The sequence below is a fragment of the Salipiger sp. H15 genome (assembly GCF_040409955.1).
Classification (GTDB): domain Bacteria; phylum Pseudomonadota; class Alphaproteobacteria; order Rhodobacterales; family Rhodobacteraceae; genus Salipiger.
On sequence record NZ_CP123385.1, the window covers coordinates 1508674 to 1520615 of the forward strand.

The 11942-nt window shown below is 68.6% G+C and carries 11 protein-coding genes; 9 read left to right on the forward strand and 2 right to left on the reverse strand.

Annotated features, from left to right (window positions below; all coding sequences use genetic code 11):
- Positions 1-154: 154 nt before the first annotated feature.
- Positions 155-1327: an ROK family transcriptional regulator gene (locus tag PVT71_RS21400; RefSeq protein WP_353474504.1), complete on the reverse strand. Its 1173-nt coding sequence runs from the start codon at positions 1325-1327 to the stop codon at positions 155-157.
- A 179-nt stretch (positions 1328-1506) separates the two neighbouring features.
- Between PVT71_RS21400 and PVT71_RS21405 the strand changes: the two genes are divergently transcribed.
- The 5 genes from PVT71_RS21405 to PVT71_RS21425 all read left to right on the forward strand — a co-directional run bounded on the left by PVT71_RS21405 (position 1507) and on the right by PVT71_RS21425 (position 6778).
- Positions 1507-2523: a sugar ABC transporter substrate-binding protein gene (locus PVT71_RS21405; protein ID WP_353474505.1), complete on the forward strand. Its 1017-nt coding sequence runs from the start codon at positions 1507-1509 to the stop codon at positions 2521-2523.
- Positions 2524-2642: 119 nt separating this feature from the next.
- Positions 2643-3713 carry an ABC transporter permease gene (locus tag PVT71_RS21410; protein ID WP_353474506.1) on the forward strand — a complete coding sequence of 357 codons (1071 nt, stop codon included), beginning with the start codon at positions 2643-2645 and terminating at the stop codon, positions 3711-3713.
- The gene (locus PVT71_RS21415; protein ID WP_353474507.1) at positions 3710-4489 is read left to right on the forward strand and encodes an ATP-binding cassette domain-containing protein; all 780 of its coding nucleotides are present in this window, start codon (positions 3710-3712) and stop codon (positions 4487-4489) included. The genes PVT71_RS21410 and PVT71_RS21415 overlap by 4 nt, the downstream gene beginning before the upstream one ends.
- 196 nt (positions 4490-4685) lie before the next feature.
- A complete protein-coding gene (locus tag PVT71_RS21420) occupies positions 4686-5810 on the forward strand; it encodes a mannitol dehydrogenase family protein (RefSeq protein ID WP_353474508.1) in 1125 nt (374 codons plus the stop codon).
- A complete protein-coding gene (locus tag PVT71_RS21425; RefSeq protein WP_353474509.1) occupies positions 5807-6778 on the forward strand; it encodes an aldo/keto reductase in 972 nt (323 codons plus the stop codon). The genes PVT71_RS21420 and PVT71_RS21425 overlap by 4 nt, the downstream gene beginning before the upstream one ends.
- A 3-nt stretch (positions 6779-6781) precedes the next feature.
- Here the strand turns inward: PVT71_RS21425 and PVT71_RS21430 are convergent, their stop codons facing one another.
- A complete protein-coding gene (locus tag PVT71_RS21430) occupies positions 6782-7684 on the reverse strand; it encodes a GntR family transcriptional regulator (RefSeq protein WP_353474510.1) in 903 nt (300 codons plus the stop codon).
- Positions 7685-7907: 223 nt separating this feature from the next.
- Here PVT71_RS21430 and PVT71_RS21435 point away from each other — a divergent pair, with 223 nt between their 5' ends.
- From PVT71_RS21435 to PVT71_RS21450, 4 genes are all read left to right on the forward strand, one after another.
- The gene (locus tag PVT71_RS21435; RefSeq protein ID WP_353474511.1) at positions 7908-8933 is read left to right on the forward strand and encodes an ABC transporter permease; all 1026 of its coding nucleotides are present in this window, start codon (positions 7908-7910) and stop codon (positions 8931-8933) included.
- Positions 8934-9008: 75 nt separating this feature from the next.
- A complete protein-coding gene (locus tag PVT71_RS21440) occupies positions 9009-9953 on the forward strand; it encodes an ABC transporter substrate-binding protein (protein ID WP_353474512.1) in 945 nt (314 codons plus the stop codon).
- Positions 9954-10018: 65 nt separating this feature from the next.
- Positions 10019-10819 carry an ATP-binding cassette domain-containing protein gene (locus PVT71_RS21445; protein ID WP_353474513.1) on the forward strand — a complete coding sequence of 267 codons (801 nt, stop codon included), beginning with the start codon at positions 10019-10021 and terminating at the stop codon, positions 10817-10819.
- A complete protein-coding gene (locus PVT71_RS21450) occupies positions 10816-11838 on the forward strand; it encodes a zinc-binding alcohol dehydrogenase family protein (protein WP_353474514.1) in 1023 nt (340 codons plus the stop codon). Before PVT71_RS21445 ends, PVT71_RS21450 begins: the two co-directional genes overlap by 4 nt.
- Positions 11839-11942: the final 104 nt, after the last annotated feature.

Genomic DNA, 11942 nt, shown 5'->3' on the forward strand with positions numbered 1-11942 from the left:
AGTCTGAAGGGCAGGGCCCGTTGCACGGTAGAGGGTGTCGGGGGCTTCAGACAGGAGCGGCGTCACAGCCGCGTGATGGTTTCGTGACAATGCTGCGACAGTTTGCCGGGTGCGGGGTTCCGGCGCTGCACGGCTGTGCAGCCGGGGGCGGGGGTTACTGGAAGAAGTATTGCGCGTAGATCGGCGCGCAGCCGGCGCCGAGCGCGCGGGCATTGGCCCCGACCCGCGCCTCCTCGGGGCGCGGCGGCAGCATCCCGCGCGTGTCGAGCTTCTCGAGCGCCTGCCGCGCGTGGGCCACCACCCGCCGGCGCACCTCGGGCGGCATGGCGCCGTCGATCAGCGCCACCTCGAAATCCATCACCGAGCCGATCGAGCGGATGGCATGGGCCAGCGCCTCGCCGGTGCGCTCGACCCAGGGGCCGATGTGACGCTCGAAGGTGTGCCAGTCCTGCGGCTGGGTCCAGAGCGCCGTGGTGTCGAGCCCGTCCGCCGCGATGGCGGCCTCGAGCGGGTGCAGCGAGGCGGCGTCGATCAGCGGCAGCTCGCCGCCGCCGGGGGCGGGGACGCGCAGCGAGCCGAAGGCCCCGGCATTGTTCTTTGCCCCGACGGTGACGCTGGAATTCAGCACCACGCCGCCGCCGATGAAGGAGCCGATGAAGAAATACGCGTAGTCGGCGAACTCGCGGCCGCGCCCGAAGACATGCTCGGCGCGGCAGGCGGCGGTGCCGTCGTTCTCGGTGAAGAGCGGCAGGTCGCTGATCTTGGCCACCTCCTCCTGCACGTCGATCTCGGACCAGATGCTGAAGTCGATGGGCGCGCCGAGCACCTCGGTCCAGCTCCAGATCTCCGACGGCGCGGCGATGCCGATGCCGCAGAGCCGCTCGCGCTGGTAGGGCGAGAGCCCGCGCGCGAGATCGGCCATGCCGCCCTCGAGATAGCCGAAGATCTCGTCCGGCATCGGGTAGCGGAAGGTGGTCTGCGACGATCCCAGCACCTCGCCCAGCAGGTTCATCACCACGAGATCGGCCGAGCGCCGCCCGATCTTCAGCCCGAAGGAGAGCGCCGCGTCGGGGTTCAGCGTCATCGGCACCGAGGGCTTGCCGACCCGGCCGCGCTGCGGCTCGCGGCGCAGCAGGAACTCCTCGGCCTCGAGCTTGCGCAGGATGTTCGACACGGTCTGCGCCGAGAGGCCGGTGAGCTTGGCAAGGTCGCTCCCCGGCAGGGCGCCATGGCGCTGGATCACCGAAAGGATCAGCCGCTCGTTATGCGCCCGAACGCCAACCTGGTTGGCGCCGTCGCTGAGCTTCCTGATCTCCAGTATGTCCATGGCCGACTCCCGTTTCGACGAGGTCAGACTACCCGGTCGAGTTAATAAATCAATTTTAATTATTTATTGACGCAAGGTCAGAATCGCCAGTATCACAGTGGGCAATCCGTTGGAGGACGGAGGTTTATGGGCGCGGCCTCCGTGCCGGCCCCGTGTCACGTTAGGGAGGAGAAGACACCATGAAGAAGCTGATTTCCGTCAGCGCGCTCGCGCTGCTCGCATCGACCCTCGGCGCCTACGCGCAGGACGGCGGCAGTGCCTGCCTGATCACCAAGACCGACACCAACCCGTTCTTCGTCAAGATGCGCGAAGGTGCGGCGGCCAAGGCGGCGGAACTGGGCATGACGCTCAACTCCTACGCCGGCAAGGTGGACGGCGACAACGAGAGCCAGGTGAACGCGATCGAGACCTGCATCGCGAACGGCGTGGACGGCATCCTGATCACCGCTTCCAGCACCTCGGCCATCGTGCCCTCGGTGAAGCAGGCGCGCGACGCGGGAATCCTCGTCATCGCCCTCGACACGCCGCTCGAGCCGATCGACGCCGCCGACATGACCTTTGCCACCGACAACTTCCTCGCGGGGGACCTGATCGGGCAATGGGCCAAGGCCAAGCTCGGCGATGCCGCCGCGGACGCGCGCGTGGCCTTCCTCGACCTCGACGTCAGCCAGCCCACCGTGGACGTGCTGCGCGACCAGGGCTTCATGCAGGGCTTCGGCATCGACCTCGGCGATCCCAACAAGTGGGGGGACGAGAGCGACAGCCGCATCGTCGGCCATGACGTGACGCAGGGCAACGAGGAGGGCGGCCGCAAGGCGATGGAGAACCTGCTTGCCACCGATCCGATGGTCAACGTCGTCTACACGATCAACGAGCCCGCCGCCGCCGGTGCCTACGAGGCGCTGAAGGCCATCGGGCGCGAGAAGGACGTGCTCGTCGTCTCGGTCGATGGCGGCTGCCCCGGCGTGCAGAACATCGCCGACGGGGTGATCGGCGCGACCTCGCAGCAATACCCGCTGCTCATGGCCTCCAAGGGCATCGAGGCGATCGCCGCCTTCGCCAAGGACGGCACCAAGCCCGAGGCCACCGAGGGCAAGAACTTCTTCGACACCGGCGTGAAGCTGGTGACCGACCAGCCCGTCGAGGGCGTGGACTCGATCTCGGTCGAGGAAGGCAAGAGCCTCTGCTGGGGCTGAGCCCCGCAGTGCGGGCCCGCGCCGCCTGACGGTGCGGGCCCGAATTCCAGATTTTCCGCAACCAGCGGGTCACGGCCGGTGTGGGGCCGCTGCCCGCGCACGCGAGAGGAGGGCGCGACATGGCCGAAGCGGACAGGTTTGAGGACGTCGTCCGGACCCGGACCGACGAGAAGGTTGCCGAGTTCGAGGAGACGGGGAAGGGGTTCTGGGGACGGTTCCACGAGCTTCTGCACACGACACCGGCCTTCGTGCCGCTGATCGTCCTGCTGGCGGCCTGCATCGTCTTCGGGCTGATCCTCGGGGCGAAGTTCTTCTCGCCCTTCGCGCTCACGCTGATCCTGCAGCAGGTGCAGATCGTCGGCGTGCTCGCCGCGGCGCAGGCGCTGATCATCCTGACCGCGGGGATCGACCTCTCGGTCGGCGCGGTCGCGGTGCTCTGCTCGGTGATCATGGGGCAGTTCACCTTCCGCTACGGAGTGCCCGCGGTGCTCTCGGTGCCGATCGGGCTTGCCTTCGGCACCGCCATCGGCGCGGTCAACGGCTGGCTGGTCAGCAAGGTGAAGCTGCCGCCCTTCATCGTGACGCTCGGCATGTGGCAGATCGTGCTGGCGGTGAACTACCTCTACTCGGCGAACGAGACGATCCGCGCGCAGGACATCGAGGCGCAGGCACCCTTCCTGCAGTTCCTCGGCACCAAGTTCACCCTGGGCGGCGCGGTCTTCACCCTCGGCGTGGTGCTCATGCTGATCGTGGTGCTGGTGCTGGCCTACGTGCTGCGCTCCACCGCCTGGGGCCGCCACGTCTACGCCGTGGGCGACGACCCCGAGGCGGCGCAGCTGGCCGGCGTCGACCGCCACAGGACCATCATGTCGGTCTACATGCTGGTGGGCTTCATCTGCGGCCTCGCGGGCTGGGTGATGATCGGCCGCTTCGGCTCGGTCTCGCCCTCGGCCACCACCGGCGTCATCGGCAACATCCAGGCGATCACCGCCGTGGTGATCGGGGGAATCTCGCTCTTCGGCGGGCGCGGCTCGATCCTCGGGGCCTTCTTCGGGGCGCTGATCGTCGGCGTCTTCGAACTTGGCCTGCGGATGGCCGGGGCCGACCCGCAATGGACCTACCTTCTCATCGGCGTGCTGATCATTGCCGCCGTGACCGTGGACCAGTGGATCAGAAAGGTGACGGCATGACCTCTCCAGTTCTCGAAGCCCGTGGCCTCGTCAAGCGCTACGGCAAGGTGACTGCCCTCGACCATTGCGACTTCGACCTGATGCCGGGGGAAATCCTCGCGGTGATCGGCGACAACGGCGCGGGCAAGTCGACGCTCATCAAGGCGCTCTCGGGCGCGATCCAGCCCAACGCGGGGGAAATCCTGCTCGAAGGCAAGCCGGTCGCCTTCGCCTCGCCCAACGATGCCCGCGCCGAGGGGATCGAGACCGTCTACCAGACGCTCGCCATGTCCCCGGCGCTGTCGATCGCCGACAACATGTTCATGGGGCGCGAGCTGCGCATGGAGGGGATCATGGGCTCGCTCTTCCGCAAGCTCGACCGCAAGCGGATGGAGGCCTTCTCGCGCCAGAAGCTCACCGAGCTGGGGCTGATGACGATCCAGAACATCAACCAGCCGGTCGAGACGCTGTCGGGTGGCCAGCGGCAGGGCGTGGCGGTGGCGCGGGCGGCGGCCTTCGGCTCGCGGGTGGTGATCCTCGACGAGCCGACCGCGGCGCTGGGCGTCAAGGAAAGCCGCCGGGTGCTCGACCTCATCCAGGAGGTAAGGGCGCGGGGCATCCCGATCATCCTCATCTCGCACAACATGCCGCATGTCTTCGAGGTGGCCGACCGGGTTCACATCCACCGTCTCGGCAGGCGGCTCTGCGTGATCAACCCGAGAGAGCACAGCATGTCCGACGCCGTGGCCTACATGACCGGCGCGTCGGTGCCGCAGGGAGTGGCCGAACCGGTGTGAGAGCGCCGGGAGTGCCAGGGATCGGGGGCCGCCGCGAGGCGGCCCCTTTGCATTTGCGCCGTCGCCGGTCCGAGGCGGGCGGGATCCGCGCCTCCTCCGTGCCGCTGGCCTCGAGAAGGGGGCTTGACCCCACGTAGGTACTCAATAATAAAAAACCGAATGCGGGCGCGCCCGCAGGGCAGGGAGGAGGAGAACCATGCTCAGCACACCGATCCTGCAGTTCGGCACCAGCCGCTTCCTGCAGGCCCATGTCGACCTCTTCCTCTCCGAGGCGCTCGCCCGGGGCGAGGCGCTGGGGCCTGTCACCGTTGTCCAGTCCTCCGGCGATCCCGCCCGCGCCGCGCGGCTTGCCGCGCTCGCCGCGCCCGGGGGCTACCCCGTGCGGATCCGCGGCCTGCGCGCCGGGCAGGAGGTCGACGAGGAGCGCCGCGTCACCAGCGTGACGCGCACGCTCAGCACCGGGGCCGACATGGACCAGCTGCTGGAACTGGTGAAGGGCGATCTGCGCATCATCCTGTCGAACACCGCCGACGCCGGTTTCCGCGCGCAGCCCGCCGACGCCAGCACCGAGACCCTTCCGCAGCAGCAGATGTCCTACCCCGGCAAGCTCGCGCGGCTGCTCTTCGCCCGGTACGAGGCGGGCGGCGCGCGCATCCAGGTGATGCCGACCGAACTCGTGCAGAACAACGGCGACGTGCTGCGCGAGCTCGTCCTCGCCGCCTCCGCCGCGCTGCCGGGGGAGTTCCGCGACTGGCTCAGCACCGACGTGCTCTGGGTCAATTCGCTGGTCGACCGCATCGTCTCGGAGCCGCTGGAGCCCGCCGGGGCCGTGGCCGAGCCCTATGCGCTCTGGGCCATCGAGGACCGTCCGGGGCTGATCCTGCCCTGCGCCCACCCGGATGTGCAGGTGGTCACCGACCTTGGCAGGGTGGAGCGGCTGAAGCTCTTCATCCTCAACCTCGGCCACACCTGGATGGTGTCGCGCTGGCTGGACGAGGGCCGGACCGGCCCCGCGCTGGTGCGCGAGGTGCTGGCCGATCCGGCCCGCCGCGCCGCGCTCGAGGCGCTCTACCGCGAGGAGGTGCTGCCCGGCTTCGCCGCGGCGGGCGAGGGGGTGGCGGCCTCGGCCTACGTGGCCGAGACGCTCGACCGCTTCGCCAACCCGTTCCTCGACCACGCGCTCGCCGACATTGCGCAGAACCATTCCGAGAAACTTGACCGCCGCGTCGCCGCCTACCTTGCATGGGCGCGCGCGCAGGGCGACCGCACGGCAAAACCGCGGCTCGAGGCCGCGCTGGCACGCAGGGAGCAAACCGCATGAAGACCAGACAGATCGGCAACACGGGCGTCGAGGTGACCGAAGTCTCCTTCGGCTGCGCCAGCATCGGCAACCTCTACCGCAAGGTGAGCGACGGTGAGGCCGAGGCCGTGCTCCAGACCGCCTGGGACGCCGGGATCCGCTATTTCGACACCGCGCCGCACTATGGCCGCGGCCTGTCCGAGACCCGGCTCGGGCGCTTCCTGCAGGGCCGGGACCGCGACAGCTACGCGCTGTCGTCCAAGCTCGGCAGGGTGCTCTCGCCCGCGCCCGAGCCCATCGCCGAGGCCGACAGCTACATCGAGCCGCTGCCCAACCTGATGACCTACGACTATTCCGGCGACGGCATCCGCGAGAGCTTCGAGCAGGCCTGCGGGCGGCTCGGCGTGACCCGGCTCGACATCGCCTACGTGCATGACATCGGCGCCTATACCCATGGCGAGGCGGTCAACGCGGGGCACATGGAGGCCTTCTTCGGCAGCGGTTACGAGGAACTGGTCAAGCTCAAGGAGGCCGGGAAGATCGGTGCCTTCGGGCTTGGCGTGAACGAGTGCCAGGTCTGTCTCGACGTGATGGACCACGGCCCGATCGACGTGATCCTGCTGGCCGGACGGCTGACCCTGCTCGACCGCTCGGCCGAGGAAGAGCTGGTGCCGCGTTGCCGCGAGGCGGGCACGAGCCTCGTGCTCGGCGGGGTGTTCAACTCGGGGATCCTCGCGACCGGCCCGGTCGAGGGCGCGACCTACGACTACGGCCCCGCGCCGAAGGAGGTGCTGGACCGCGTCGCCGAACTGCAGGCCGAGGCCGAGAGCCACGGCATCCCGCTCGCCACCGCCGCGCTGCATTTCGCGCTGCGCCATCCGGCCACCGCCTCGGTGCTGCTCGGCACCGCAAAGGCCTCGAGCCTGCGGCGCAACCTCGACGCCATCGAAGGCGGCGTCCCCGCGGGGACGGAGGCGATGTTCGCCTGACCCTCAGCCGAGGCGGTGGTCGCGGAGCGAGGAAAGCAGCGTTGTCTTCGAGGTGAGAAGATGGCGCCGCGCCGCCTGCTCCGAGGCAGCCGCGTCGCGCAGCAAGAGCGCGTCGAGCAGCGCGAGGTGCTCGCCGATCGCGGCCTGATTGCGGTGCCGTTCCAAGGTCTTGTCCCACATGTAATGGTAGTGGAAGATCAGCGCGATCACCTTCTGGAACTCGGCCACGAAGCGGTTCTGCACCACCGAGTTGATCGTTGCGTGGAAGCGTTCGTCGAGCGGCGAGAAGGCGTGGAAGTCGGTCTCGATCCGGTCGAGCAGGGCGAGGTGATCGGCGCGCAGCGCGTCCAGCTTCGGCCAGATCGGGTGGCTGCCGGGCAGGGTGACCAGCTGCTGCACGGCGTTGATCTCGAGCAGGCTGCGGAACTCGGAAAGCTCGACCGCGAAAGCCGCGGTGAAGCCGAGCAGCAGCCAGCCGCCCTTCTTGCGCCGCTCGACGAGGCCGAAGCGGCTGAGCCCGGCAAGGAACTCCTGCAGCATCTGCGGCGTCACCCCGAATTCGCGCGAGAGCGCGGCGACGTTGAGCGGTGTCCCCGCGGGGACGTCGAAGCGCAGGATCCATTCGAGGAAGCGCTTCTCCAGCGTCTCGGGATCCTCGGTGCGGTTGCCGAGCAGCATGCGGTCGTCCGGCAGCGGCGCGCGCAGGAGCGTCTTGACGCGCCCGTCCCAGCGGATCAGCCCGTCCTCTGAGGCGCGCTGCAGGCAGGCGCGCACCACGGTGCGGCTGACCCCGAGCCGGTCGCCGAGCGCGTTCTCGGAGGGCAGGGGATCCTCGGGGGCAAGCTCGGCGCAGAGGTCGAGCAGGGCGTTGTAGGTCTCGCGGAAGCGGGCGTCGCTGCGGGCCATGGCTCAGCTCCCCCGCCTGAAGGTCGCCGGCCCGAGGGCGTCGTTCCGATATGCGATCGCAGTTGTCATCCCCGTCATCCCCCGCTTGGTATTTTACCGTTGAATTAAATTATTAAAAACACTTGACCCGGGTCAAGCATCGCGACACCCTGTTTTTAATAATTTTGTGCCGCGTGGACGGGAGACCGCGTTCCGGCACAGACCGAGGACCCCGGGAGGACCCATGGCCAATATCTCGCAGCCGTCGCAAGGCGCCTGGACCCGCATGCTGCCGCATTCGGCCGCCGCCTTTCACCGCATCTCGGCGCTGCTGACGCTGGCGATCCTCGTCATCGTCTTCGCCTTCGCGAGCCCGGCCTTCCTGTCGGTCAACAACACGCTGACGATCCTCCTGCAGACCTCGGTCATCGGGCTTCTGGGCATCGGCATGACCATGGTGATCATCACCGGCGGCATCGACCTCTCGGTGGGCTCGGTGCTGGCGCTCTCGGGCACGGTCACCGGCATGATGGTCAAGGCGGGGGTGCCCGTGGTGCCCGCGATGATGCTCGGCGTCTGCATGGGCGCGGCCTGCGGGCTCTTCAACGGTTTCGTCGTCACCCGGATGAAGATCACCCCCTTCGTGGCGACGCTCGGCATGATGCTGATCGCCCGCGGCGCGGCGCTGCAGCTGACCGGCGCGGCGCCGATCTCGCAGCTGGGCGAGGCCTTCGGGGTGCTCGGCAACGGCGCGCTCTTCCGCGTGGTCGAGATGCAGCCGAACGGCTTTCCCAAGGTGATCTTCCCCGGCATTCCCTATCCGGCGATCCTGCTGGTCGTCGTGGCCATCGCGGCCTCCTACATGCTGCGCCGGCGCGCGATCGGGCGGCACATCTACGCCACCGGCTCGAACGAGGAAGCGGCGCGGCTCTCGGGCGTGCTCGTCGACCGCACCAAGCTCATCGCCTACACGCTCTCGGGCGCGCTGGCGGGGGTGGCGGGCAACGTGCTCATGTCGCGGCTCATCACCGCCCAGCCGAGCGAGGGCGTGATGTACGAGCTCGACGCCATCGCCGCGGCGGTGATCGGGGGCGCCTCGCTGATGGGCGGCGTCGGCGGCATCTCGGGCACGATGATCGGCGCCTTCATCATCGGCGTGCTGCGCAACGGGCTGAACATGGGCGGCGTGTCCTCGTTCATCCAGCAGATCGTCATCGGTTTCGTCGTGATCGGCGCGGTCTACATCGACCAGCTGCGCAACCGCCGCTGAGGCGGGGCGCAGATCAACGACATCCACCAAGGCACGAATTCCATTGAAGACTGTCATCTAGGGAGGAAAGACAGGATGACCGGAAGACTGACCATGCTCATGGCGGCAAGCGCGCTGGCGCTGACCGCGGCGGGTGCCGCCCAGGCGGGCGAGATCGCGGTGATCGTGAAGACCACCAGCTCGAATTTCTGGCAGAACGTGAACCTCGGCGCGAGCGCGGCGATGGAGGGCCAGTCCGAGCATTCGATGTCCTTCGACGGCCCGGCCACCGAAAGCGCCATCGCCGACCAGGTGAACCTCGTCGAGAACGCGATCAACCGCGGCGTCGCGGGCATCGTCCTGGCGCCCTCGGACCCCGAGGCGCTGGCCCCGGCGGTGAAGCGCGCCTTCGAGGCGGCGATCCCGGTGGTGATCATCGACTCTGCGCTCGCCGACGGCGCCAAGGGCACCTACCAGGCGTTCCTGTCGACCGACAACTGCGCCGCGGGCGAGCTGGTCGCCAGCGCGATGATCGACAAGGTCGGCAAGGAGGGCAAGGTCGCGGTCATGTCCTACGTCGCGGGCGTGGGCTCCGAGATCGGCCGGGTCGGCTGCTTCAGCGACTACCTCAAGGCCAATTCCTCGCTCGAGATCGTCGGCCCCTACTACTCGCAGTCGCAGATGGCCAACGCGCTGAACCAGACCACCGACGTGCTGGCGGCGAACCCCGACCTCGTCGGCATCTTCGGCGCCAACGAGCCGACCGCCGTGGGCATGGGCCGGGCCATCGAGCAGGCGGGCAAGGCCGGGCAGATCGCGGCCTTCGGCTTTGACGGCAACGCCGACCTGCAGGAGTTCGTGCGCTCGGGCACGCTCGACGCGATCGCGGTGCAGGGCTCGTTCCAGATGGGCGAGCTGGGCGTCAAGGCGGTGATGGACGTGCTGGCGGGCAAGACCGTCGAGAGCTTCATCGACACCGGCGTGGTGCTGGTGACCAAGGACAACATCGACGCCCCCGAGGCACAGAACGTCCTTTACTGATCGACAGGGCCGGGGCCCGCGCGGCCCCGGCCATTCCACGCAAGGCCACGGAAGGAAGGCGCAGCATGAGCCAGACGCAGCTTGCCCCGGGCGGGCAGACGCCGCTCGTCGAGATGAGGGGCATCGAGAAGCATTTCGGCGGCGTGGTGGCCGTGAACGGCGTCTCGCTCGAACTGATGCCCGGCGAGGTGGTGGGCGTGCTCGGCCACAACGGCGCGGGCAAGTCCTGCCTGATGCGCATCCTCTCGGGCGCCATGGCGCCGAGCCGCGGCGAGATCCGCATCGGCGGCGACGTGGTCGAGATGGGTTCGCCGCAAGACGCGCGGGCGCATGGGGTCGAGACCATCTACCAGACGCTGGCGCTGGCCGATCACCTCGACGCCCCGGCCAACCTCTTCCTCGGCCGCGAGCTGAAGACCCGCTTCGGCAACCTCGACGACAGGCGCATGCTGGCCGAGGCGCGCAAGGTGCTGGCGACGCTGAACCCCAATTTCACCAACCTCAAGGACCCGGTGTCAAGCCTTTCGGGCGGGCAGCGGCAGGTCATCGCCATCGCGCGGGCGATCTATTTCGACGTGAAGATCCTGATCATGGACGAGCCCACCGCGGCGCTCGGGCCTTCGGAAACGGCGATGGTGGCCGATCTCATCCGCAAGCTGCGCGCGCAGGGCATCGGCATCTTCCTCGTCAGCCACGACATGCACGACGTCTTTGAGCTTTGCGACCGGGTGGTGGTGATGAACAAGGGCAAGCTGGTGGGCGCCCATGCCATCGACGAGGTGAGCAAGGATGATATCCTGAGCCTCATCATCAAGGGCGAGCTGCCGACCGACTGGCGCCCGCGCAACCTGGAGGCGGCGGAATGAACAGCCATACCGAGACCATGCTCTGCGGCACCTGCGTGGAGCCCGGAAAATTCGCGCTCGAGGCGCGGCCGAAACCCGTCAGCGCCCCCGAGGGCTGGGTGCTGGTGGACATCGCGGCCGTGGGGCTTTGCGGCACCGACTACCACATCCTCGAGGGCAAGCACCCCTACCTGAATTACCCGCGCGTGATCGGCCACGAGCTGTCGGGCTTCGTCGCCGAGGACGCGGCGGGCTGGAGCGCGGGCGATCTGGTGGTGATCAACCCCTACCTCTCCTGCGGCACCTGCCGGGCGTGCCGGCGCGGCAAGCCCAACTGCTGCATGGCGATCGAGGTGCTGGGCGTGCACCGCGACGGCGGGCTCTGCGCGCGCATCGCCGTGCCTGCGGGCAACCTCTATTCCGCCGGGGCGCTGCGCCCCGAGCAGGCGGCCATGGTCGAGTTCCTCGCCATCGGCGCCCATGCGGTCAGCCGCTCGGGCATCTCGAAGGGCGACCGGGTGCTGGTCACCGGGGCAGGGCCGATCGGGCTCGGCACGGCGCTTTTCGCCCGGCTGGAAGGCGCCGAGGTGCACCTGATGGACCTCAGCCGCGCGCGGCTCGAGCAGGCGCAGCGGCTCTTCGGTTTCGAGCTGCTGCACATCGCGGGCGAGCCCATTCTGAAGGGCGAGCTTGCGGACGGGTTCGACCTCATCTTCGACGCCACCGGCAACGCCAAGGCAATCGAGGCAGGCTTCCCGTTGCTGGCGCATGGCTCGTCCTACGTGCTGGTCAGCGTGGTCAAGGACGCGATCACCTTCGAGGACGCCGAGTTCCACAAGCGCGAGACGCGGATCATCGGCTCGCGCAATGCGCTGAAGGCGGATTTCGAGCGGGTCATGGCGGCGATCGCGGCGGGCGAGATCGACACGGATGCGCTGCTCTCGGAGCGCATCGCGCTGGCCGATCTTCCCGACCGCTTCCCGCTCTTGGCCAAGGATCGCGACGCGCTGATCAAGGCGGTGGTCACCCCGGTCGGCTGAGCCGCCTTTGGCCTTGAATCCCGCCCCGGCGCCTGTCTAGCTACGGCCCATGACAGGCGCCCGTCGCGCCGCAGAGGAGACACCCCATGACCCGATCCGCGACC

What these genes read in the sequence shown, in the direction of transcription:
- PVT71_RS21400 (WP_353474504.1), bottom strand. Translation starts at nt 1,327, where the DNA reads ATGGACATACTGGAGATCAGGAAGCTCAGCGACGGCGCCAACCAGGTT.
- PVT71_RS21405 (WP_353474505.1), top strand. Translation starts at nt 1,507, where the DNA reads ATGAAGAAGCTGATTTCCGTCAGCGCGCTCGCGCTGCTCGCATCGACC.
- PVT71_RS21410 (WP_353474506.1), top strand. Translation starts at nt 2,643, where the DNA reads ATGGCCGAAGCGGACAGGTTTGAGGACGTCGTCCGGACCCGGACCGAC.
- PVT71_RS21415 (WP_353474507.1), top strand. Translation starts at nt 3,710, where the DNA reads ATGACCTCTCCAGTTCTCGAAGCCCGTGGCCTCGTCAAGCGCTACGGC.
- PVT71_RS21420 (WP_353474508.1), top strand. Translation starts at nt 4,686, where the DNA reads ATGCTCAGCACACCGATCCTGCAGTTCGGCACCAGCCGCTTCCTGCAG.
- PVT71_RS21425 (WP_353474509.1), top strand. Translation starts at nt 5,807, where the DNA reads ATGAAGACCAGACAGATCGGCAACACGGGCGTCGAGGTGACCGAAGTC.
- PVT71_RS21430 (WP_353474510.1), bottom strand. Translation starts at nt 7,684, where the DNA reads ATGGCCCGCAGCGACGCCCGCTTCCGCGAGACCTACAACGCCCTGCTC.
- PVT71_RS21435 (WP_353474511.1), top strand. Translation starts at nt 7,908, where the DNA reads ATGGCCAATATCTCGCAGCCGTCGCAAGGCGCCTGGACCCGCATGCTG.
- PVT71_RS21440 (WP_353474512.1), top strand. Translation starts at nt 9,009, where the DNA reads ATGACCGGAAGACTGACCATGCTCATGGCGGCAAGCGCGCTGGCGCTG.
- PVT71_RS21445 (WP_353474513.1), top strand. Translation starts at nt 10,019, where the DNA reads ATGAGCCAGACGCAGCTTGCCCCGGGCGGGCAGACGCCGCTCGTCGAG.
- PVT71_RS21450 (WP_353474514.1), top strand. Translation starts at nt 10,816, where the DNA reads ATGAACAGCCATACCGAGACCATGCTCTGCGGCACCTGCGTGGAGCCC.